The organism is Streptomyces sp. NPDC015131, from assembly GCF_043079975.1.
GTDB lineage: Bacteria > Actinomycetota > Actinomycetes > Streptomycetales > Streptomycetaceae > Streptomyces.
On sequence record NZ_JBIBVB010000007.1, the window covers coordinates 322,394 to 343,636 of the forward strand.

The 21,243-nt window shown below is 72.0% G+C and carries 18 protein-coding genes; 14 read left to right on the forward strand and 4 right to left on the reverse strand.

Going from position 1 to position 21,243, the window contains the following annotated elements; translation table 11 throughout:
- The first annotated feature begins 165 nt into the window (after window positions 1-165).
- The 5 genes from yajC (at window position 166) to ACF08D_RS27185 (ending at window position 6,866) form a co-directional block, all read left to right on the forward strand.
- On the forward strand, window positions 166-642 hold the full coding sequence (yajC, locus tag ACF08D_RS27165) for a preprotein translocase subunit YajC (RefSeq protein ID WP_392226127.1): 477 nt from the start codon (window positions 166-168) through the stop codon (window positions 640-642).
- Between the two features lie 141 nt (window positions 643-783).
- Window positions 784-2,541 (forward strand): protein translocase subunit SecD, encoded by a 1,758-nt coding sequence (secD, locus tag ACF08D_RS27170; protein ID WP_392226129.1) that lies wholly within the window; start codon window positions 784-786, stop codon window positions 2,539-2,541.
- A gap of 1 nt (window position 2,542) precedes the next feature.
- A complete protein-coding gene (secF, locus tag ACF08D_RS27175) occupies window positions 2,543-3,667 on the forward strand; it encodes a protein translocase subunit SecF (protein ID WP_392226131.1) in 1,125 nt (374 codons plus the stop codon).
- The gene (locus tag ACF08D_RS27180; protein ID WP_392226133.1) at window positions 3,664-4,206 is read left to right on the forward strand and encodes an adenine phosphoribosyltransferase; all 543 of its coding nucleotides are present in this window, start codon (window positions 3,664-3,666) and stop codon (window positions 4,204-4,206) included. The genes secF and ACF08D_RS27180 overlap by 4 nt, the downstream gene beginning before the upstream one ends.
- A 167-nt stretch (window positions 4,207-4,373) precedes the next feature.
- On the forward strand, window positions 4,374-6,866 hold the full coding sequence (locus ACF08D_RS27185) for a RelA/SpoT family protein (protein ID WP_392226135.1): 2,493 nt from the start codon (window positions 4,374-4,376) through the stop codon (window positions 6,864-6,866).
- Window positions 6,867-6,926: 60 nt separating this feature from the next.
- On the opposite strand, the gene ACF08D_RS27190 is transcribed toward ACF08D_RS27185, so the two are convergent.
- Entirely contained in the window at window positions 6,927-8,156 is a 1,230-nt protein-coding gene (locus ACF08D_RS27190; RefSeq protein ID WP_392226137.1) for a DUF349 domain-containing protein, read from the reverse strand.
- A gap of 173 nt (window positions 8,157-8,329) precedes the next feature.
- Entirely contained in the window at window positions 8,330-9,109 is a 780-nt protein-coding gene (locus ACF08D_RS27195) for a peptidylprolyl isomerase (protein WP_392226139.1), read from the reverse strand.
- Between the two features lie 154 nt (window positions 9,110-9,263).
- Between ACF08D_RS27195 and ACF08D_RS27200 the strand changes: the two genes are divergently transcribed.
- The 4 genes from ACF08D_RS27200 to ACF08D_RS27215 all read left to right on the forward strand — a co-directional run bounded on the left by ACF08D_RS27200 (window position 9,264) and on the right by ACF08D_RS27215 (window position 13,370).
- On the forward strand, window positions 9,264-9,971 hold the full coding sequence (locus ACF08D_RS27200) for an MBL fold metallo-hydrolase (RefSeq protein WP_392226141.1): 708 nt from the start codon (window positions 9,264-9,266) through the stop codon (window positions 9,969-9,971).
- A 13-nt stretch (window positions 9,972-9,984) separates the two neighbouring features.
- On the forward strand, window positions 9,985-11,247 hold the full coding sequence (gene hisS / locus ACF08D_RS27205) for a histidine--tRNA ligase (protein WP_392226143.1): 1,263 nt from the start codon (window positions 9,985-9,987) through the stop codon (window positions 11,245-11,247).
- Between the two features lie 98 nt (window positions 11,248-11,345).
- Window positions 11,346-11,966: a vitamin K epoxide reductase family protein gene (locus ACF08D_RS27210; RefSeq protein WP_392226145.1), complete on the forward strand. Its 621-nt coding sequence runs from the start codon at window positions 11,346-11,348 to the stop codon at window positions 11,964-11,966.
- 45 nt (window positions 11,967-12,011) lie between these two features.
- A complete protein-coding gene (locus tag ACF08D_RS27215) occupies window positions 12,012-13,370 on the forward strand; it encodes a replication-associated recombination protein A (RefSeq protein WP_392226146.1) in 1,359 nt (452 codons plus the stop codon).
- A 40-nt stretch (window positions 13,371-13,410) separates the two neighbouring features.
- Here ACF08D_RS27215 and ACF08D_RS27220 read toward each other — a convergent pair whose 3' ends face one another.
- Complete coding sequence (locus ACF08D_RS27220) at window positions 13,411-14,094, reverse strand: DUF2470 domain-containing protein (protein ID WP_392226148.1); 684 nt, start codon at window positions 14,092-14,094, stop codon at window positions 13,411-13,413.
- Window positions 14,095-14,288: 194 nt separating this feature from the next.
- Here ACF08D_RS27220 and rpsD point away from each other — a divergent pair, with 194 nt between their 5' ends.
- Complete coding sequence (gene rpsD, locus ACF08D_RS27225) at window positions 14,289-14,903, forward strand: 30S ribosomal protein S4 (protein WP_156695355.1); 615 nt, start codon at window positions 14,289-14,291, stop codon at window positions 14,901-14,903.
- Window positions 14,904-14,989: 86 nt separating this feature from the next.
- On the opposite strand, the gene ACF08D_RS27230 is transcribed toward rpsD, so the two are convergent.
- Window positions 14,990-17,110 carry an ATP-binding protein gene (locus ACF08D_RS27230; protein ID WP_392226151.1) on the reverse strand — a complete coding sequence of 707 codons (2,121 nt, stop codon included), beginning with the start codon at window positions 17,108-17,110 and terminating at the stop codon, window positions 14,990-14,992.
- A 192-nt stretch (window positions 17,111-17,302) separates the two neighbouring features.
- Here ACF08D_RS27230 and ACF08D_RS27235 point away from each other — a divergent pair, with 192 nt between their 5' ends.
- The 4 genes from ACF08D_RS27235 to ruvX are packed head-to-tail and all read left to right on the forward strand — an operon-like array spanning window position 17,303 to window position 21,229.
- Window positions 17,303-17,734: a DUF948 domain-containing protein gene (locus tag ACF08D_RS27235; protein ID WP_392226153.1), complete on the forward strand. Its 432-nt coding sequence runs from the start codon at window positions 17,303-17,305 to the stop codon at window positions 17,732-17,734.
- Between the two features lie 8 nt (window positions 17,735-17,742).
- Entirely contained in the window at window positions 17,743-18,096 is a 354-nt protein-coding gene (locus tag ACF08D_RS27240; protein WP_392226155.1) for a hypothetical protein, read from the forward strand.
- Window positions 18,096-20,765 (forward strand): alanine--tRNA ligase, encoded by a 2,670-nt coding sequence (alaS, locus tag ACF08D_RS27245; RefSeq protein WP_392226157.1) that lies wholly within the window; start codon window positions 18,096-18,098, stop codon window positions 20,763-20,765. Before ACF08D_RS27240 ends, alaS begins: the two co-directional genes overlap by 1 nt.
- The gene (ruvX, locus tag ACF08D_RS27250; RefSeq protein ID WP_392226158.1) at window positions 20,765-21,229 is read left to right on the forward strand and encodes a Holliday junction resolvase RuvX; all 465 of its coding nucleotides are present in this window, start codon (window positions 20,765-20,767) and stop codon (window positions 21,227-21,229) included. The genes alaS and ruvX overlap by 1 nt, the downstream gene beginning before the upstream one ends.
- The last annotated feature ends 14 nt before the right edge of the window (window positions 21,230-21,243 follow it).

Below are 21,243 nucleotides of genomic sequence, written 5' to 3' on the forward strand. Positions count from 1 at the left end.
CGGCGAGGAGAGTCGCCGGGCCAGGAACCGCGGTGCCATGCTGGGCGTTGTTCCAGTGATGCGGACTCGCCTAGACTCCGCCGATGCCGACCGTACAGGCCGGCGTACCCACCCCCGAAGATCAGGCCGCGGTTGCCCGCGACCGTGCGAAGGATTTGTCGTCCCGTGAGTATCGTGACCCTCCTGCCGTTCATCGTCCTCATCGGGGCCATGTTCCTGATGACTCGCTCTGCGAAGAAGAAGCAGGCGCAGGCGGTGGCCATGCGCAACCAGATGCAGCCCGGAACCGGCGTACGGACGATCGGGGGGATGTACGCCACCGTCAAGGAGGTCGGCGACGACACGGTCCTCCTGGAGGTCGCTCCAGGGGTCCACGCCGTCTACGCCAAGAACGCCGTCGGTGCCGTCCTGGACGACGAGGAGTACAACCGCATCGTCCACGGCGACGGTGACCTGAAGACCGACACCCCCGTCGTGCCGGACGACGCCTCGTCGCTCACCGCGACCGAGGCCGCCGACGACACCCGGATCGACCTGGGCAAGAAGGACGCGACCGAGGGCGGGACCACGCCGCCGGCCGCTCCGGAGGCCAAGGACGCCAAGGCCGACGACCGGACCGACGGCGAGACCGACGCGAAGTAAGGCGTACAGGCGGACCGCGTCGCCCACCGGCGTACGCGGTCCGTTCCGTGCCGACACACGCGGGGGAATCCCCAACACCACTTCGTGGCCGCCCCGACGCATACCCGGCGTAGCGGCGGTTGGACAGGGAGAAACGAGAAGGTGGCAGCACCCAAGAAGGGCCGAGGCCCGGCGTCGGGGGGGCAGGGCAAGCCGGGGCGTGCCCTGGTCCTGATCCTGATCGCCATGGCCGCGCTCACCGGCGGGATGTTCTGGTCCGGGCACACCACCCCGCGCCTGGGCATCGACCTCGCCGGCGGTACGACGATCACGCTCAAGGCCGAGGCGGAGCCCGGCAAGGAGAGCGCGGTCAACGAGACCAACATGAACACCGCGGTCGGCATCATCGAGCGCCGTGTCAACGGCTTGGGCGTCTCGGAGTCCGAGGTCCAGACCCAGGGCCGCGAGAACATCATCGTCAACATCCCCAAGGGGACGAACTCCGAGCAGGCCCGGGAGCAGGTGGGCACCACCGCCCAGCTGTACTTCCGCCCCGTGATCACCGTCGCCCCCGGCGGCCCGGTGAAGCCGGAGCCCTCCACCAGCCCCAAGCCCAGCGCCTCCCCCTCGGGCAAGGGCGGCGACAAGGACGAGGTCACCGCCCCGTCCGCGAAGCCGACCCCCAGCGCCACCACCCAGGGCCGCGCCGTCACCGACGCGCTCAAGGCCCCCACGCCCGCGCCCAGCGGCTCCGCCTCCGGCTCCCCGAAGCCGCCGGCGAGCCCCGAGCCCACCCCGCCCGCCGACGCGGCCGCCGCGGAGAAGCTCCAGGCCCAGTTCGCCGCGCTGAACTGCACGGACCGCAAGGCCCGCGCCGCCGCCGGTGAGGGCGCGAAGGCCACCGACACCACCATCGGCTGCGGCCAGAACGCCATCGGCCAGTGGGAGAAGTACATCCTCGGCCCGGCCGAGGTGGACGGCAAGGACGTCGACGACGCCCAGGCCGCCATCAACCAGCAGACCGGTCAGTGGATCGTCCAGATGGAGTTCACCGACAAGGGCTCCAAGAAGTTCCAGAAGATCACCAGCCGGCTCTCCCAGCAGCAGCCGCCGATGAACCAGTTCGCCATCGTCCTCGACGGCGAGGTCGTCTCGGCCCCCTCGGTGCGCACCACGCTCAGCGCCAACGCCGAGATCTCCGGAAGCTTCGACCAGCAGTCCGCCCAGGACCTCGGCAACATCCTCAGCTACGGCGCGCTGCCGCTGACCTTCGAGGAGCAGAGCGTCACCACCGTCTCCGCCGCGCTCGGCGGCGAGCAGCTCAAGGCCGGCCTCATTGCGGGCGCCATCGGCCTCGCGCTCGTGGTGATCTACCTGCTGGTGTACTACCGGGGCCTGTCGCTCGTCGCCCTGCTGTCCCTGCTGGCCTCGGCGATCCTCACGTACACCCTGATGTCGCTCCTCGGCCCGGCCATCGGCTTCGCGCTCAACCTGCCGGCCGTCTGCGGCGCCATCGTGGCCATCGGCATCACCGCCGACTCGTTCATCGTGTACTTCGAACGCATCCGCGACGAGATCCGCGAGGGCCGTACGCTCCGCCCGGCCGTCGAGCGGGCCTGGCCGCGGGCCCGGCGCACCATCCTGGTGTCCGACTTCGTGTCGTTCCTCGCCGCCGCCGTGCTGTTCATCGTCACCGTCGGCAAGGTGCAGGGCTTCGCGTTCACCCTGGGCCTGACCACGCTGCTCGACGTCGTGGTCGTGTTCCTCTTCACCAAGCCCCTGATGACGCTCCTCGCGCGCACCAAGTTCTTCGCCGGCGGCCACCCGTGGTCCGGACTCGACCCGAAGCGGCTCGGCGCCAAGCCCCCGCTGCGCCGCTCCCGCCGCACGTCCGCCCCCACCACCCCGAAGGAGGCGTGAGGTGTCGCGTCTCGGAACCATCGGCGCCCGGCTGTACCGCGGCGAGGTCGGCTACGACTTCGTCGGCAAGCGGATGATCTGGTACGGCGTCTCGATCCTCATCACGATCACCGCGATCGTCGGGCTCGCCGTGCAGGGCCTCAACATGGGCATCGAGTTCAAGGGCGGCGCCGTCTTCAGCACCCCGAAGACGAGCGTGTCCGTGACCCAGGCCCAGGAGTACGCGGAGGAGGCCTCCGGCCACCCCGCGATCGTCCAGAAGCTCGGCAACGACACCTTGCGCATCCAGGTCAGCGAGCTGAACACCGCGCAGGCCGACAAGGTGGCCGACGAGCTCGGCAAGGACCTCGGGGTCCCCGCCGACCAGATCGACCGTGAGCTGGTCGGCCCCAGCTGGGGCGAGCAGATCGCCAACAAGGCGTGGACCGGCCTCGGCGTCTTCATGATCCTCGTCGTGGTCTACCTGGCCATCGCCTTCGAGTGGCGCATGGCCGTCGCCGCGCTGATCGCCCTCATCCACGACCTCACCATCACCGTGGGCATCTACGCCCTGGTGGGCTTCGAGGTCACCCCGGGCACCGTGATCGGTCTGCTGACCATCCTCGGCTACTCCCTCTACGACACCGTCGTCGTCTTCGACGGTCTGAAGGAGGCGTCGAAGGACATCACCAAGCAGACCCGCTGGACCTACAGCGAGATCGCCAACCGCAGCCTCAACAGCACCCTGGTCCGCTCCATCAACACCACGGTCGTGGCGCTGCTGCCGGTCGCCGGCCTGCTCTTCATCGGCGGCGGCTTCCTGGGCGCGGGCATGCTCAACGACATCTCGCTGTCGCTGTTCGTGGGTCTCGCGGCCGGTGCCTACTCGTCGATCTTCATCGCCACCCCGCTCGTCGCCGACCTCAAGGAACGCGACCCGCGGATGAAGGCGCTGAAGAAGCGCGTCCTCGCCAAGCGCGCCCAGGCCGCCCAGAAGGGCGAGCCCACCGAGGCGCAGGAGGCCGAGGCGGCGGAGGCGGCCGGGACCCCCGAGAGCCTCGCCACCGAGCCGCAGGACGCCGCGCCCGCCGGCGCGGTGGTCGGCCAGCGGCGCCAGCCCAGCCGGGGGCGGGGCAAGCGCCGATGACCGTCACCACACGGGACCTGCTGCTCAGCCGCATCCGGGACGTCCCCGACCACCCCATCGCCGGAGTGACGTTCAAGGACATCACCCCGCTGCTGGCGGACCCGGAGGCGTTCGGCGCCCTCACCCGGGAGCTGGCCGAGCTGTGCGCACGGCACGGCGCGACCAAGATCGTCGGGCTGGAGGCGCGCGGCTTCATCCTCGCCGCACCGGTCGCCGTCGCCGCCGGGCTGGGCCTCGTCCCGGTCCGCAAGGCGGGCAAGCTCCCCGGCGCGACGCTGAGCCAGGCGTACGAGCTGGAGTACGGCACCGCCGAGATCGAGGTGCACGCCGAGGACCTGCTCCCCGGCGACCGCGTCATGGTCATCGACGACGTCCTCGCCACCGGCGGCACCGCCGGGGCCGCGCTGGAGCTGATCCGGCGGGCCGGGGCGGACGTCGCGGGCGTCGCCGTCCTCATGGAGCTGGGCTTCCTCGGCGGGCGGGCCCGCCTGGAGACCGCGCTGGACGGCGCCCCGCTGGAGGCGCTGATCACGCTCTGACCTGCGTACAGAGCCGAGGGACGGGCACCCGGGAGGACCGGGTGCCCGTCTCTGTGTCCGGCCGCCCGCACGGGCCGCCGCCGTCCGGGGGAGTACCGCCCGCCCCGGGTCAGTACCATGGGATTCCGGGCCTGACCGGGGGACCCGGACCCGCACGAGGAGCGCTCTTGCCAGACGAGGCCCAGCCACTCTCCGCCGCGAAGCCCGACCAGCAGGCCGACAAGGCCGCGGCGCCCCCAGCCACGCCCGCCGACCGGGCCGCGGTGAACCGGACCACCGACACCGGCCCGGCCGCGGTCCAGCGGGCGAGCGGCCCGGCGCCCGTCTCGGCACCCAAGCCCACCCCGCCCGCCGCCGCCCGATCCGGCGGCTCCTCCAACCGGGTGCGCGCCCGCCTCGCCCGGCTGGGCGTCCAGCGCTCGTCCCCGTACAACCCGGTCCTGGAGCCCCTGCTGCGCATAGTCCGCGGCAACGACCCCAAGATCGAGACCGCGACGCTCCGCCAGATCGAGCGCGCCTACCAGGTCGCCGAGCGCTGGCACCGCGGCCAGAAGCGCAAGAGCGGCGACCCGTACATCACGCACCCGCTCGCCGTCACCACCATCCTCGCCGAGCTGGGCATGGACCCCGCGACCCTGATGGCGGGCCTCCTCCACGACACCGTCGAGGACACCGAGTACGGCCTGGAGCAGCTCCGCAAGGACTTCGGCGACCAGGTCGCCCTCCTCGTCGACGGCGTCACCAAGCTGGACAAGGTCAAGTTCGGCGAGGCCGCGCAGGCCGAGACCGTCCGCAAGATGGTCGTCGCCATGGCCAAGGACCCGCGCGTCCTGGTCATCAAGCTCGCCGACCGCCTGCACAACATGCGCACCATGCGCTACCTCAAGCGGGAGAAGCAGGAGAAGAAGGCCCGCGAGACGCTGGAGATCTACGCCCCGCTCGCCCACCGCCTGGGCATGAACACCATCAAGTGGGAGCTGGAGGACCTCGCCTTCGCGATCCTCTACCCCAAGATGTACGACGAGATCGTCCGCCTCGTCGCCGAGCGCGCCCCCAAGCGGGACGAGTACCTCGCCATAGTGACCGACGAGGTCCAGGCCGACCTGCGCGCCGCCCGCATCAAGGCCACCGTCACCGGCCGGCCCAAGCACTACTACAGCGTCTACCAGAAGATGATCGTCCGCGGCCGGGACTTCGCGGAGATCTACGACCTGGTCGGCATCCGCGTCCTGGTCGACACGGTCCGCGACTGCTACGCCGCCCTCGGCACCGTCCACGCGCGATGGAACCCGGTCCCCGGCCGGTTCAAGGACTACATCGCGATGCCGAAGTTCAACATGTACCAGTCGCTGCACACGACGGTCATCGGCCCCAACGGCAAGCCCGTCGAGCTCCAGATCCGGACGTTCGACATGCACCGCCGCGCCGAGTACGGCATCGCCGCCCACTGGAAGTACAAGCAGGAGGCCGTCGCCGGCGCCTCCAAGGTGCGCACCGACGTACCGAAGAAGGCCGGCAAGGACGACCACATCAACGACATGGCGTGGCTGCGCCAGCTGCTGGACTGGCAGAAGGAGACCGAGGACCCCAGCGAGTTCCTGGAGTCGCTCCGCTTCGACCTGTCCCGCAACGAGGTCTTCGTCTTCACCCCGAAGGGTGACGTCATAGCGCTGCCGGCCGGGGCCACCCCGGTGGACTTCGCCTACGCCGTCCACACCGAGGTCGGCCACCGCACCATCGGGGCCCGGGTCAACGGGCGGCTCGTCCCGCTCGAGTCGACCCTCGACAACGGCGACCTGGTGGAGGTCTTCACCTCCAAGGCGGCCGGCGCCGGCCCCTCCCGCGACTGGCTGGGCTTCGTCAAGTCGCCCCGGGCCCGCAACAAGATCCGCGCCTGGTTCTCCAAGGAGCGCCGCGACGAGGCGATCGAGCAGGGCAAGGACGCCATCGCGCGGGCCATGCGCAAGCAGAACCTGCCGATCCAGCGCATCCTCACCGGCGACTCGCTGGTCACCCTGGCGCACGAGATGCGCTACCCCGACATCTCGTCGCTGTACGCCGCGATCGGCGAGGGCCATGTCGCCGCCCAGGGCGTCGTACAGAAGCTGGTGCAGGCCCTCGGCGGCGAGGAGGCCGCCAGTGAGGACATCGCCGAGTCCGCCCCGCCGTCCCGCGGGCGTGGCAAGCGGCGCGCCAAGGCCGACCCGGGTGTGGTCGTCAAGGGCGTCGAGGACGTGTGGGTCAAGCTCGCCCGCTGCTGCACCCCGGTGCCCGGCGACCCGATCATCGGCTTCGTCACCCGCGGCAGCGGCGTATCGGTTCACCGCGCCGACTGCGTCAACGTGGACTCGCTCTCGCAGCAGCCCGAGCGCATCCTCGACGTCGAGTGGGCGCCCACGCAGTCCTCGGTCTTCCTGGTCGCCATCCAGGTCGAGGCCCTGGACCGCTCCCGGCTGCTGTCGGACGTCACCCGTGTCCTGTCCGACCAGCACGTCAACATCCTGAGCGCCGCCGTCCAGACCTCCCGCGACCGGGTGGCCACCTCCCGCTTCACCTTCGAGATGGGCGACCCCAAGCACCTGGGGCACGTCCTGAAGGCGGTCCGGGGCGTGGAGGGCGTCTACGACGTGTACCGCGTGACCTCGGCCCGCCGGCCGTAGCGCGACATGAGGAAGGGGCCTCCCCGGGGGGAGGCCCCTTCCTCATGTGCCTGGCGGGGATCAGCCGCCGAACTCCTCCAGGCCCTTCAGCGCCTGGTCCAGCAGCGCCTGCCGGCCCTCCAGCTCACGGGTGAGCTTGTCCGCCTTGGCGTCGTTGCCCGCCGCCCGGGCCGTGTCGATCTGCTTGCGCAGCTTGTCGACCGCGTCCTGGAGCTGGCCCGTCAGACCCGCCGCACGCGCGCGTGCCTCCGGGTTCGTCCGGCGCCACTCGGCCTCCTCGGCCTCCTGGATCGCCCGCTCGACGGTGTGCATCCGGCCCTCGACCTTGGGGCGGGCGTCGCGCGGCACATGGCCGATCGCCTCCCACCGCTCGTTGATCGACCGGAACGCCGCCCGGGCCGCCTTCAGGTCCGTGACCGGCAGCAGCTTCTCCGCCTCGCCGGCCAGCTCCTCCTTCAGCTTCAGGTTCTCCGCCTGCTCGGCGTCCCGCTCCGCGAAGACCTCGCTGCGGGCCGCGAAGAACACGTCCTGGGCGCCGCGGAAGCGGTTCCACAGGTCGTCCTCGTGCTCACGCTGGGCCCGGCCCGCCGCCTTCCAGTCCGCCATCAGCTCCCGGTACCGGGCGGCCGTGACCCCCCAGTCGGTCGAGCCGGACAGCGACTCGGCCTCCGCGACCAGGCGCTCCTTGGTCTTGCGGGCCTCCTCGCGCTGCGCGTCCAGCGACGCGAAGTGGGCCTTGCGCCGCTTCGAGAACGCCGACCGGGCGTGCGAGAAGCGGTGCCACAGCTCGTCGTCGGACTTCCGGTCGAGCCGGGGCAGGCCCTTCCAGGTGTCCACCAGCGCCCGCAGCCGCTCACCCGCGGCCCGCCACTGCTCGCTCTGCGCCAGCTCCTCCGCCTCGGCGACCAGCGCCTCCTTGGCGTGCCGCGCCTCGTCGGTCTGCTTGGCCTTGCGCGCCTTGCGCTCCTCGCGGCGCGCCTCGACCGTCCCGACCAGGGTGTCGAGCCGCTTGCGGAGCGCGTCGAGATCGCCCACGGCGTGGTGCTCGTCCACCTGGTGGCGGATGTGGTCGATCGCGGCCATCGCGTCCTTGGCCGACAGGTCGGTGGTCTTCACCCGCTTCTCGAGGAGGCCGATCTCCACAACCAAGCCCTCGTACTTGCGCTCGAAGTAGGCCAGTGCCTCCTCGGGAGTGCCGGCCTGCCACGATCCGACGACCTGCTCGCCGTCGGCTGTACGCACGTACACGGTGCCCGTCTCGTCGACGCGGCCCCACGGGTCGCTGCTCACAGCGCCTCCTCCACATGATGCCGGCGAGGGCGTCGCCCCCGGGCATCGTCCACAGTTCTCCGACGGGCCTCGCCCGCCCTCCACAGCACGGCGCTCCAGGCCGCGCTGCACAACGCCAATCTAGGCGACCGGCCGCCCGGCTGTCCGCACTCAGCGCGACCGAATTCGGCGGTTCACGCCGTGCCGACGGTCGCCTTCCGCACGGTGACGGCCTTCTTGGGCGCCCCGTCCCCGGCACCGCCCGCGACGCCGCCCTTCGCGATCTCCTGGACCACCTTCAGCCCGGCCGCGTCCATCGTCCCGAAGGGCGTGAACTGCGGGGGCAGCTTGGTGTCCTTGTACACCAGGAAGAACTGGCTGCCGCCGGTGTCGGGCTGCATGGTGTTGGCCATCGCCACCGTGCCCGCCTTGAAGGTCACCGTGCCGTCCGCACCCGGCTTGCCCAGCGCGCCGAGGTTCTCGTCCGGGATGGTGTAGCCCGGGCCGCCCGACCCGTCGCCCTTGGGGTCGCCGCACTGGAGGACGAAGATGCCCTGCGTCGTCAGCCGGTGGCACTTCGTGTTGTCGAAGTACTTCTTGTCGGCCAGGTGCTTGAAGGAGTTCACCGTGCGCGGCGTCTTCGCCGCGTCCATGGCGATCGACACAGCGCCGTGGTTCGTGGTCAGCGCCATCGTGTACTTCGCCTTGGCGTCGATCGCCATCCCCGGCTCCGGGGCGGCGCTCTCGCTCGCGCCCGGCGAGGGGAACTCGATGGGCTTCTTCCCGCTGTCCGCGGCGGACTCGGTACGGAAGTTCGTGTACGCCCCGGCGCCCGCGACCAGCGCCACCGCGATCGCGGCCACCACGATCGCGGTGCGCCGCTTCGCCTTGCGCCGGGCCTCGGCACGGCGCTTCTGCTGGCGCTCGAACTTCTCCCGGGCGAGCTGCCGCCGCCGCTGATCGCTGGTGACCACTGGGTCTTCTCCTTGTCGGTCGTCTGTTCCTGTGCAGGCCGAGTGTGCCCGTACCGTATACGGGTTGGCTGTGGAATGAGCAGCGCCGGTAGGCTCTGATCTGCTGCATTCCTCCACCGGACGACCGTGCCGGACGACACCTCAAGGACGCATCGTGCTCATTGCCGGCTTCCCCGCCGGGGCCTGGGGGACCAACTGCTACCTGGTCGCCCCCGCCGCGGGCGAGGAGTGCGTGATCATCGACCCGGGCCACCAGGCCGCCCAGGGTGTCGAGGAGACGCTCAGGAAGCACCGGCTCAAGCCCGTGGCCGTCGTCCTCACCCACGGACACATCGACCACGTCGCCTCCGTCGTCCCGGTCTGCGGCGCCCATGACGTACCCGCGTGGATCCACCCCTCCGACCGGTACATGATGAGCGACCCGGAGAAGGCCCTCGGCCGCTCCATCGGCACGCAGCTGATGGGCGAGCTGACCGTCGGGGAGCCGGACGACGTCCACGAGCTGACCGACGGCGCGCGGCTGAGCCTCGCGGGCCTGGAGCTGACCGTGTCGCACGCGCCCGGCCATACCAAGGGGTCGGTGACCTTCGGGATGCCCGAGGCGGCGGACGTTCCGCCCGTCTTCTTCTCGGGCGACCTGCTGTTCGCCGGCTCCATCGGACGCACCGACCTGCCGGGCGGTGACATGGCCGAGATGCTCGACTCGCTGGCGCGTGTGTGCCTGCCGCTCGACGACTCGACCGTGGTGCTGTCCGGCCACGGTCCCCAGACGACCATCGGCCGCGAGCGCGCCACCAACCCGTACCTGCGCGAGGTGGCGGCCGGCCAGGGAGCGTCGCCCGCTCCCCGACGAGGAATGTGACGAGAGAAGCCCCGTGAGTACCTTCCAGGCCCCCAAGGGCACCTACGACCTGCTGCCGCCCGACTCCGCGACGTACCTCGCCGTCCGCGAGGCGATCTCCGCGCCCCTGCGGAACTCCGGCTACGGCTATGTCGAGACCCCCGGCTTCGAGAACGTCGAGCTGTTCGCCCGCGGTGTCGGCGAGTCCACCGACATCGTCACCAAGGAGATGTACGCCTTCGAGACCAAGGGCGGCGACCGGCTCGCCCTGCGCCCCGAGGGCACCGCGTCCGTGCTGCGCGCGGCCCTGGAGGCCAACCTGCACAAGCAGGGCAACCTCCCCGTCAAGCTCTGGTACTCCGGCTCGTACTACCGCTACGAGCGCCCGCAGAAGGGCCGCTACCGCCACTTCTCCCAGGTGGGCGCCGAGGCGATCGGCGCCGAGGACCCCGCGCTGGACGCCGAGCTGATCATCCTCGCCGACCAGGCGTACCGCTCGCTGGGCCTGCGGAACTTCCGCATCCTGCTCAACTCGCTGGGCGACAAGGAGTGCCGCCCCGTCTACCGCGAGGCGCTGCAGGGCTTCCTGCGCGAGCTGGACCTGGACGAGGACACCCGCCGCCGGATCGAGATCAACCCGCTGCGGGTCCTCGACGACAAGCGGGCCGACGTCCAGAAGCAGCTGGTGGGCGCGCCCCTGCTGCGCGACTACCTGTGCGACGCCTGCACGGCGTACCACGCCGAGGTGCGCGAGCTGCTGACGGCGGCCGGGGTGGTCTTCGAGGACGACGAGAAGCTGGTGCGCGGCCTGGACTACTACACCCGCACCACCTTCGAGTTCGTCCACGACGGCCTCGGCTCGCAGTCCGCGGTCGGCGGCGGCGGCCGGTACGACGGCCTGTCCGAGATGATCGGCGGCCCCGCGCTGCCCTCGGTGGGCTGGGCGCTCGGCGTGGACCGCACGGTCCTGGCCCTGGAGGCCGAGGGCGTCACCCTCGACCTGCCCGCCACCACCAGCGTCTTCGCCGTCCCGATCGGCGAGGAGGCACGGCGCCGGCTGTTCGGTGTGGTCACCGGGCTGCGCAAGGCGGGGGTCGCCACCGACTTCGCGTACGGCGGCAGGGGCCTCAAGGCCGCGATGAAGGCCGCCAACCGCAGCGGCGCCCGGTACGCCCTGGTCCTCGGCGAGCGGGACCTCGCCGAGGGGGTGGCCCAGCTCAAGGACATGGAGTCCGGCGAGCAGGAGCCCGTGGCGCTCGACGGCATCGTGGAGAAGCTCTCCGCGCGCCTGGCCTGACGCCCCCGCGACCCAGGGAACACCCCGGCTCCGGCCGGGGTGTTCCTTGTCCCCGGCGAACGGCGTCCGCCCCGGGCGATGCGGCACAATGGGCACCCATGACGAGAGCAGCCACCCCCGACACCTCCACCTCCGGCCCCGCGGCGGTCGGCGCCGGCCGGGCGTTCGCCTGGATGCTGATGGTCACGGGTGCGGCGGGGGTGCTCGCCGCGTGGGTGATCACGCTGGACAAGTTCAAGCTGCTGGAGGACCCGAACTTCACGCCGGGGTGCAGCCTGAACCCGGTGGTCTCCTGCGGCAGCATCATGAAGAGCGAGCAGGCGTCGGTGTTCGGCTTCCCCAACCCGATGCTGGGCCTGGTGACGTACGGCATGGTCGTCGCCATCGGCGCGGGCCTGCTGTCCGGTGCCCGCCACCGCCGCTGGTTCTGGCTCGGCCTGAACGCCGGCACCCTGTTCGGGGTGGGCTTCTGCATGTGGCTGATGTACCAGTCGCTGTACGAGATCAACGCGCTGTGCCTGTGGTGCTGCCTGGCCTGGGCGGCCACGATCGTCATGTTCTGGTACGTCACCGCCCACAACGTCCGCCACGGCCTGCTGCCCGCCCCGCGCGCGGTGCGCGGCTTCCTGGACGAGTTCACCTGGGTGCTCCCGGTGCTGCACATCGGGATCATCGGCATGCTGATCCTGACCCGCTGGTGGGACTTCTGGACGGGCTGACGCCACCGGGACCGGCTGTCAGTGGGCTGGCATAGGGTTCATGACGTGGAGCCCGACCTCTTTACCGCAGCCGCCGAAGACCGCCAGGAGAAGGACCCCTCCAGCAGCCCCCTGGCGGTCCGGATGCGCCCGCGCACCCTGGACGAAGTCGTCGGCCAGCAGCACCTGCTCAAGCCCGGTTCCCCGCTGCGCCGCCTGGTCGGCGAGGGGGCCGGCGGGCCCGCGGGCGCCTCGTCCGTGATCCTCTGGGGCCCGCCGGGCACCGGCAAGACCACCCTGGCGTACGTGGTGTCCAAGGCGACCAACAAGCGGTTCGTGGAGCTGTCCGCGATCACCGCGGGCGTCAAGGAGGTCCGCGCGGTCATCGACGGCGCCCGCCGCGCGGCGGGCGGCTTCGGCAAGGAGACGGTCCTCTTCCTCGACGAGATCCACCGCTTCTCCAAGGCCCAGCAGGACTCGCTGCTCCCCGCCGTGGAGAACCGCTGGGTCACCCTCATCGCCGCCACCACCGAGAACCCGTACTTCTCGGTGATCTCCCCGCTGCTCTCCCGCTCGCTGCTGCTCACCCTCGAACCGCTGACCGACGACGACGTCCGCGGCCTGCTGGACCGGGCGCTCACCGACGAGCGCGGCCTGGGCGGGGCGGTGACGCTGGCCGAGGACGCGCGGGGACACCTGCTGAGGATCGCCGGCGGCGACGCGCGCCGGGCGCTGACCGCCCTGGAGGCCGCGGCGGGCGCGGCCCTCGCCAAGAGCGAGGAGGAGATCACCCTCGCCACCCTGGAGGAGACCGTCGACCGGGCGGCCGTGACGTACGACCGGGACGGCGACCAGCACTACGACGTCGCCAGTGCGCTGATCAAGTCCATCCGCGGCTCCGACGTGGACGCCGCCCTGCACTATCTGGCCCGCATGATCGAGGCCGGTGAGGACCCCCGCTTCATCGCCCGACGCCTGATGATCTCCGCCAGCGAGGACATCGGCCTGGCGGACCCCACGGCGCTGCCCCTCGCCGTCGCGGCGGCCCAGGCCGTGGCCATGATCGGCTTCCCGGAGGCGGCCCTCACGCTCAGCCACGCCACCATCGCGCTGGCCCTGGCCCCCAAGTCCAACGCCGCCACCACCGCGATCACCGCGGCCCGCGCCGACGTCCGCAACGGCCTGGCGGGTGCCGTGCCGCCCCATCTGCGCGACGGCCACTACAAGGGCGCGGCCAAGCTCGGGCACGCGCAGGGGTATGTGTACCCGCACGACGTGCCGGGCGGTATCGCGGCCCAGCAGTACGCCCCCGACGAGATCCACGGCCGGCGGTACTACGAGCCCACGCGCTACGGGGCGGAGGCGCGGTACGCGGACGTGGTCGAGAAGGTCCGCGAGCGGCTGCGCGGCGAGGAGTCGCCCTGAGCCGGAACCGCAGCCGACTCCGGCGCCGGTGCTGTCCGGCTCAGCGCTCGGCCGCGTCGAACAGCGCCCGCATCGCCCGCCGCAGCCCGTGGACGTCCGCCACCGGGGCGGGGAAGTCGAAGCGCGCGTCGAAGGAGGACCCCCGCTCGTCCCGGCAGCGCACCCGCAGCCCGAACCGGTCCAGGGCGAGCGGCACCACGCGCCGGGCGCCGGCCCGCGGCCCGAGCAGGTGGCTCAGCCCCTGGACATGGCCGTCGTGCGCGGCGGCGAGGTGCTGGAGCAGCTCCGTCTCGTACGCCGTGAGGGGGTCGGGCCGGGCCGCGGCGAAGTCCTCGGGGCTCACCGAGGCGTCGCCCCACAGGTCGTCCACATAGATGTCGCCGACCTCCAGCCGGAGCATCATGTGGCCGGGCGCGGCGACGCCCGGGGCCCGGGTGAGCCACCCGGAGATCCACGCCCGGCCCCGGATGCGGTGCGGGACGGCCACGGGCGCGACGTCGGTCAGCTCCAGCACGGCCGGCAGTTCGTCGTCCTGCGCGTGGGTCGCGGCCCGGACCGCCGGGGACGCCGCCGGGTACAGCAGGAAGACCTCGCCGTCCGTCCCCACGGTGCGCGCCTCGGGCATCAGCTCGTGCTCCCCGGCCGCTGCGGCCCCCGGGACGACCAGCCTCGCGGAGCATGTACTCTGTACGAGAGTTCGTGTGCGCTCGGCTGCTGACGGCATCCGCGCGATTTCAAGCCCGCTGGGACGCGGCTGACCATGAGCTGATCGGACCTCCGTCACATCGATGCTCTGCGAGGCAGGAGCATCGCTCTTTGTGCTGCTGTCTGTGATGCGCGTGGTGTTCCCAGGGCTCGACATGCGATCTCCTTGATTAAGGTAAGCCTAACCTAACCTATATCGGAGGTCTGGAGAACGTGCCTAACCAGTCGCGTCCCAAGGTCAAGAAGTCCCGTGCGCTCGGTATCGCGCTGACGCCGAAGGCCGTCAAGTACTTCGAGGCCCGCCCCTACCCGCCGGGCGAGCACGGCCGTGGCCGCAAGCAGAACTCGGACTACAAGGTCCGTCTGCTCGAGAAGCAGCGTCTGCGCGCGCAGTACGACATCAGCGAGCGCCAGATGGCCCGCGCCTACGACCGCGCCAAGAAGGCCGAGGGCAAGACGGGTGAGGCGCTGGTCGTCGAGCTCGAGCGCCGCCTCGACGCCCTGGTCCTGCGTTCGGGCATCGCCCGCACCATCTACCAGGCCCGCCAGATGGTCGTCCACGGCCACATCGAGGTCAACGGTGGCAAGGTCGACAAGCCGTCGTTCCGCGTCCGTCCCGACGACGTCGTGATGGTCCGCGAGCGCAGCCGCGCCAAGAGCCTGTTCCAGGTCGCGCGCGAGGGTGGCTTCGCCCCCGACGGTGAGACCCCCCGCTACCTCCAGGTCAACCTGAAGGCCCTGGCGTTCCGTCTCGACCGCGAGCCGAACCGCAAGGAGATCCCGGTCATCTGCGACGAGCAGCTGGTCGTCGAGTACTACGCCCGCTGATCCAGGCGTAGCCGCTCACGCGTCTTCCGAGCCCGCCGTTCCCTCCGGGGAGCGGCGGGCTCACGCGTGTCCGCCCGCCCCGCGCCTCAGCCGCGCCGCGGCCTGCCCGCCCGCGCCCCGCGCCGCCGCGGCGCCGGCACCCCGTCCAGCGGCGGCCGCCCGGACAGCGCCCGCACCACCGCCGCCTCCAGCGGCAGCGTGCCGCCCTCCGCCACCCGGGCCCGGAACGCCTCCTCGCCCAGCGCCTCGCCCGCCCGCCGCTCGCACAGCTCCCGGGGCGCGCCGAAGTACTCCGAGCCGAACAGCGGCGGACCCACCGACGCCCAGATCGGCGCCGCGGCCCCCTGGAGCACCGCCGCCTCCGCCGGATCACCCTCCCCGGCCGTCACCAGCGCCATCAGCTCGATGGCCAGCACCAGCCCGACCAGATCGTTGAACGCGTGGTCGATGGTGATGCACTCGGCCAGCAGCGCCCGCGCCTCCGCGAACTCCCCGCGCGTCCAGGCCGCATAGGCGAGGACGTACAGCGCGTACGCCCGGGTCCACCGCTCGCCCCGCTCCTCGCAGACCTCCCGCACCTCCCGGCACAGCGCCACCGCCGTCTCCAGCTCGCCCAGGAAGACCAGCGCCATCGCCAGCTCCACCTGGCCCATCAGCACCTGGCTGTTCAGCTCGCCCAGCCGCCGGTACGCGGCCAGCGCCCGGGACAGCAGCGTCCGCGCCCGCTCCATGTCGTCGGTCAGCAGCGCCAGGCAGCCCATGCGGTGGGTGGTGTACGCCGCCGCCAGCGCGTTCCCGGTACGGGCCGCGCCCTCCCCGCACTCGCACAGCGCGGCCACCGCCGCCGGGTAGTCGCCCTGGAGGACGGCCACGTACCCCAGCGTCCACAGCGCCCGCAGCCGGGCGTCGTCGTGCCCCGGCCCCGGGTCCCCGGCCAGCGCCCGGTCCAGCCAGTGCCGCCCCTCGGCCAGCCGCCCGCACCCCACCCAGGCGAACCAGAGCGTCGCCGCCAGGTGCTGCGCCACATGCGCCTCGTCCGGGGACTCCAGGCACAGCTCCAGCGCCGCCCGCAGATTCGGCAGCGCGCTGTCCGCGCAGGCCGCCACCTCCGCCTGGCGGGCGCTGAACCACTCCAGCTCGCACCAGGTGGCCAGCCCCATGTACCAGTCGCGGTGCCGCCGCCGCATCCGCTCCGCGTCGCCCAGCGCGGTCAGCCACTCCGCCCCGTACGCCCGGACCGTGTCGAGCATCCGGTAGCGCGGGCCCGCCGGCGACTCCTCGCGCACCACCACCGACTGCGCCAGCAGCTCCCCGAGGACGTCCACCACCCCGGCGGGCGGCAGCTCCGGCCCGCCGCACACGTACTCGACCGCCTCCAGGTCGAAGGGGCCGGCGAAGACCGACAGCCGGGCCCACAGCAGCCGCTCCGCCGGGGTGCACAGCTCATGGCTCCAGCCGATCGCGGTCCGCAGCGTGCGGTGCCGGGGGAGGGCGCCGCGCACCCCGCCGGCCAGCAGCCGGAAGCGGTCGTCCAGCCGGTCCAGCATCTGCTCCACGGTGAGCACCGGCAGCCGGCCCGCCGCCAGCTCCAGCGCCAGCGGGATGCCGTCGAGGCGGCGGCACAGCCGGCGCACCGCGTCCGGCGGCCCGGCGGGGCGGCCCGGCGCGGTGGCCGCCGCCCGCGCGGCGAACAGCTCCGCGGCGTCGCCGTCCGGCAGCGGGGCGAGCGGCAGCAGCGCCTCGCCCGCGAGCCGCAGCGGGCGGCGCCCGGCGGCCAGCACGGCCAGCCCGGGGGAGCGGAGCAGCAGCTCCCGCGCCAGACCGGCGCACTCCTCCACCAGGTGCTCGAAGCCGTCCAGGACCAGCAGCAGCCGCCGCTCCGCCAGGTGCTCGGCCAGCACCTCGCGCGGCGCCCGGCGGGTGTGGTCGGTGAGGCCGAGCGCGTCCAGCAGGGACTGCTCCAGCAGCCCCGGGTCGCGCAGCGGCGCCAGCTCCACCAGCCGGACACCGTCGCAGTAGCGTTTCTCCGCACCGGCGGCGGCCCGCAGCGCCAGCCGGGACTTGCCCACCCCGCCCGCGCCGACCACCGTGACCAGCCGGAACTCGGCGAGCAGCCGCTCCAGTTGCCCGAGTTCGTCCTCGCGCCCGACGAACCGGTCGAGTTCCGCCGGCAGATCGCTCCGTCGCTGGGAAGCCTGGGACGCCATGGAACACGGAGGGTACCCAGAGGGATGCGGTCCGTACAATCCGACCGCCGGAGGGCCGCGTGTGAGCGCCTAATGCGGTACGGGGAGCGAGCGTCGGCGCGATAGGCTCGGAGGACGACTTCCCAAGCCGTCCGGCCCCCAGCGCGGACGGCGTGCGACGACCGACGACCGACGAGCAGAGAGCGGTGCGCAGTGACCGGTGGAGAGGTTGCCGGGATCCTGGTGGCGGTCTTCTGGGCGATCCTGGTCTCCTTCCTGGCCGTGGTGCTGGTGAGGCTTGCCCAGACGCTCAGGGCGACCACCCGGCTCATGGCCGAGGTGACCGAGCAGGCGGTTCCGCTGCTCGCCGACGCCTCCGCGACCGTACGCTCGGCGCAGACCCAGCTGGACCGGGTGGACGCCATCGCGTCGGACGTCCAGGAGGTCACGTCCAACGCCTCCGCGCTCTCCTCGACGGTCGCGTCCACCTTCGGGGGGCCGCTCGTCAAGGTCGCGGCGTTCGGCTACGGCGTCCGCCGCGCGATGGGCCGGAACAAGAACGAACGCCCGGCCGAGGAGCCCCGGCGTACGGTCGTCGTCGGCCGTACGGTGCCGGGCGCCAGGGGCCGGAAGCGGAAGGGCTGACGCACAGGATGTTCCGCCGAGCTTTCTGGTTCTCCGCCGGCGCCGCCGCCGGCGTGTGGGCCACCACCAAGGTCAACCGCAAGCTCAAGCAGCTGACCCCGCAGAGCCTCGCCGCCCAGGCCGCCGACAAGGCGGTCGAGACCGGCCACCGGCTCAAGGACTTCGCGCTCGACGTCCGGGCCGGCATGCTCCAGCGCGAGGCCGAACTGGGCGAGGCCCTGGGCATCGAGGCGCCCCCGCCCGGTGACACCGACCCGGCCCTGCCGCCGCCGCGCCGGGCCGCCCCGCTGGAGGGCCCCCGGAGCGGCGCGCGCCCCCCGCACCCCCACCACCACCCGTACAACCGGAATGAGGACCACTGATGGAGTCGGCTGAAATCCGCCGCCGCTGGCTGAGCTTCTTCGAGGAGCGCGGGCACACCGTCGTGCCTTCGGCGTCGCTCATCGCGGACGACCCGACTCTGCTCCTGGTCCCCGCCGGCATGGTCCCCTTCAAGCCCTACTTCCTGGGCGAGGTCAAGCCGCCGTTCGCGCGCGCCTCCAGCGTGCAGAAGTGCGTGCGCACGCCGGACATCGAGGAGGTCGGCAAGACCACCCGGCACGGCACCTTCTTCCAGATGTGCGGCAACTTCTCCTTCGGCGACTACTTCAAGGAAGGCGCCATCAAGCTCGCCTGGGAGCTGCTCACCACCCCGGTCGAGCACGGCGGTTACGGCCTGGAGCCCGAGAAGCTCTGGATCACCGTCTACCAGGACGACGACGAGGCCGAGCAGATCTGGCGCGACGTCGTGGGCGTCCCCGCCGAGCGCATCCAGCGCCTGGGCAAGAAGGACAACTTCTGGTCCATGGGCGTCCCCGGCCCCTGCGGCCCCTGCTCCGAGATCAACTACGACCGGGGCCCGGAGTTCGGCGCCGAGGGCGGCCCGGCCGTCAACGACGAGCGCTACGTGGAGATCTGGAACCTGGTCTTCATGCAGTACGAGCGGGGCCAGGGGACCGGCAAGGACGACTTCGAGATCCTGGGCGACCTGCCGAGCAAGAACATCGACACGGGCCTCGGCCTGGAGCGCCTGGCGATGATCCTCCAGGGCGTCCAGAACATGTACGAGACGGACACCCTCAAGGTCGTCATCGACAAGGCCACCGAGCTGACCGGGGTCCGCTACGGCCAGGCCCGCGAGAGCGACGTCTCGCTCCGCGTGGTCGCCGACCACATGCGCACCTCCGTGATGCTCATCGGCGACGGTGTCACCCCCGGCAACGAGGGCCGCGGCTACGTCCTGCGCCGCATCATGCGCCGCGCCGTCCGCAACATGCGCCTGCTCGGCGCCACCGGACCGGTCGTCGGCGAGCTGGTCGACACGGTCATCAGGACCATGGGCGAGCAGTACCCGGAGCTGGAGACCGACCGCAAGCGCATCGAGACCGTGGCGCTCGCCGAGGAGGCCGCCTTCCTCAAGGCCCTCAAGGGCGGCACCAACATCCTCGACACCGCCGTCACCGAGACCAAGGCCGCCGGCGGCACCGTCCTCTCCGGCGACAAGGCGTTCCTGCTCCACGACACCTGGGGCTTCCCGATCGACCTCACCCTGGAGATGGCCGCCGAGCAGGGCCTCTCCGTGGACGAGACCGGCTTCCGCCGCCTGATGCAGGAGCAGCGCGACCGGGCCAAGGCCGACGCCCTGGCCAAGAAGACCGGCCACGCCGATGTGACGGCCTACCGCGAGATCGCGGACGCCGCCGGCAGCACCGAGTTCACCGGCTACACCAACACCGAGGGCGAGACCACCGTCGTCGGCATGCTGGTCAACGGCGTCTCCTCGCCCGCCGCCACCGAGGGCGACGAGGTCGAGGTCGTCCTGGACCGCACCCCGTTCTACGCCGAGGGCGGCGGCCAGATCGGCGACACCGGCCGGATCAAGCTGCACAGCGGCGCGGTCATCGAGGTCCGCGACGTCCAGCAGCCCGTCCCTGGCGTCTCCGTCCACAAGGGCTCGGTCCAGGTCGGCGAGGTGACCGTCGGCGCCACGGCGTACGCCTCCATCGACGTCCGGCGCCGCCGTGCCATCGCCCGCGCCCACAGCGCCACCCACCTCACCCACCAGGCGCTGCGCGACGCCCTCGGCCCGACGGCCGCCCAGGCCGGTTCGGAGAACCAGCCCGGCCGCTTCCGCTTCGACTTCGGCTCCCCGGCCGCCGTGCCGCAGACGGTCATGACCGACGTCGAGCAGAAGATCAACGAGGTGCTCTCCCGCGAGCTGGACGTGCACGCCGAGGTCATGCCGATCGACGAGGCCAAGCGGCAGGGCGCCATCGCCGAGTTCGGCGAGAAGTACGGCGAGAAGGTCCGCGTCGTCACCATCGGCGACTTCTCCAAGGAGCTGTGCGGCGGTACGCACGTCCACAACACCGCCCAGCTCGGCCTGGTCAAGCTGCTCGGCGAGTCGTCGATCGGTTCCGGTGTGCGCCGCATCGAGGCCCTCGTGGGCGTCGACGCGTACAACTTCCTGGCCAGGGAGCACACGGTCGTCGCCCAGCTCCAGGAGCTGGTCAAGGGCCGTCCCGAGGAGCTTCCCGAGAAGATCTCCGGGATGCTCGCCAAGCTGAAGGACGCCGAGAAGGAGATCGAGAAGTTCCGCGCGGAGAAGGTCCTCCAGGCCGCCGCCGGTCTCGCCCAGGGCGCCCAGGACGTACGCGGTGTGGCCCTGGTGACCGGGCAGGTCCCGGACGGCACCGGCGCCGACGACCTGCGCAGGCTGGTGCTGGACGTGCGCGGCCGCATCCCGGGCGACCGCCCGGCCGTGGTCGCCCTGTTCACCACGGCCAACGGCCGCCCGCTGACGGTCATCGCCACCAACGAGGCCGCCCGTGAGCGGGGCCTCAAGGCCGGCGACCTGGTCCGTACGGCCGCCAAGACGCTCGGCGGCGGCGGTGGCGGCAAGCCGGACGTCGCCCAGGGCGGCGGGCAGAACGCCGAGGCCGTGGGCGACGCCATGGCCGCCGTCGAGCGGCTCGTCGCGGACACCGTCTGATGAGACGCGGCCGCCGCCTCGCGATCGACGTCGGGGACGCCCGGATCGGGGTCGCCTCGTGCGACCCCGACGGGGTCCTCGCCACCCCGGTGGAGACCGTTCCGGGACGCGATGTCCCGGCGGCCCACCGGCGGTTGCGGCAGATCGCCGACGAGTACGAGCCGATCGAGGTCGTCGTCGGGCTGCCTCGCTCCCTCAGCGGGGGCGAGGGCCCGGCCGCCGTCAAGGTCCGCGCCTTCGCCCAGGAGCTCGCCCGGGGCGTCTCGCCCGTCCCGGTGCGCCTCGTGGACGAGAGGATGACCACAGTGACGGCCGGTCAGGGGCTCCGCGCCTCGGGCGTGAAGTCCAAAAAAGGCCGGTCTGTCATCGATCAGGCAGCCGCTGTGATCATCCTTCAGAACGCTCTTGAGTCCGAACGGGTATCGGGTAATCCGCCCGGAGAGAGCGTCGAAGTGGTCATCTGATCGCGATACGGTAA

Excerpts from the sequence above, each read along its gene's own strand:
- ACF08D_RS27180 (WP_392226133.1), top strand. The coding sequence starts at position 3,664 with ATGACCGTCACCACACGGGACCTGCTGCTCAGCCGCATCCGGGACGTC.
- ACF08D_RS27210 (WP_392226145.1), top strand. The coding sequence starts at position 11,346 with ATGACGAGAGCAGCCACCCCCGACACCTCCACCTCCGGCCCCGCGGCG.
- ACF08D_RS27220 (WP_392226148.1), bottom strand. The coding sequence starts at position 14,094 with ATGCCGTCAGCAGCCGAGCGCACACGAACTCTCGTACAGAGTACATGC.
- ACF08D_RS27230 (WP_392226151.1), bottom strand. The coding sequence starts at position 17,110 with ATGGCGTCCCAGGCTTCCCAGCGACGGAGCGATCTGCCGGCGGAACTC.
- ACF08D_RS27240 (WP_392226155.1), top strand. The coding sequence starts at position 17,743 with ATGTTCCGCCGAGCTTTCTGGTTCTCCGCCGGCGCCGCCGCCGGCGTG.
- alaS (WP_392226157.1), top strand. The coding sequence starts at position 18,096 with ATGGAGTCGGCTGAAATCCGCCGCCGCTGGCTGAGCTTCTTCGAGGAG.
- ruvX (WP_392226158.1), top strand. The coding sequence starts at position 20,765 with ATGAGACGCGGCCGCCGCCTCGCGATCGACGTCGGGGACGCCCGGATC.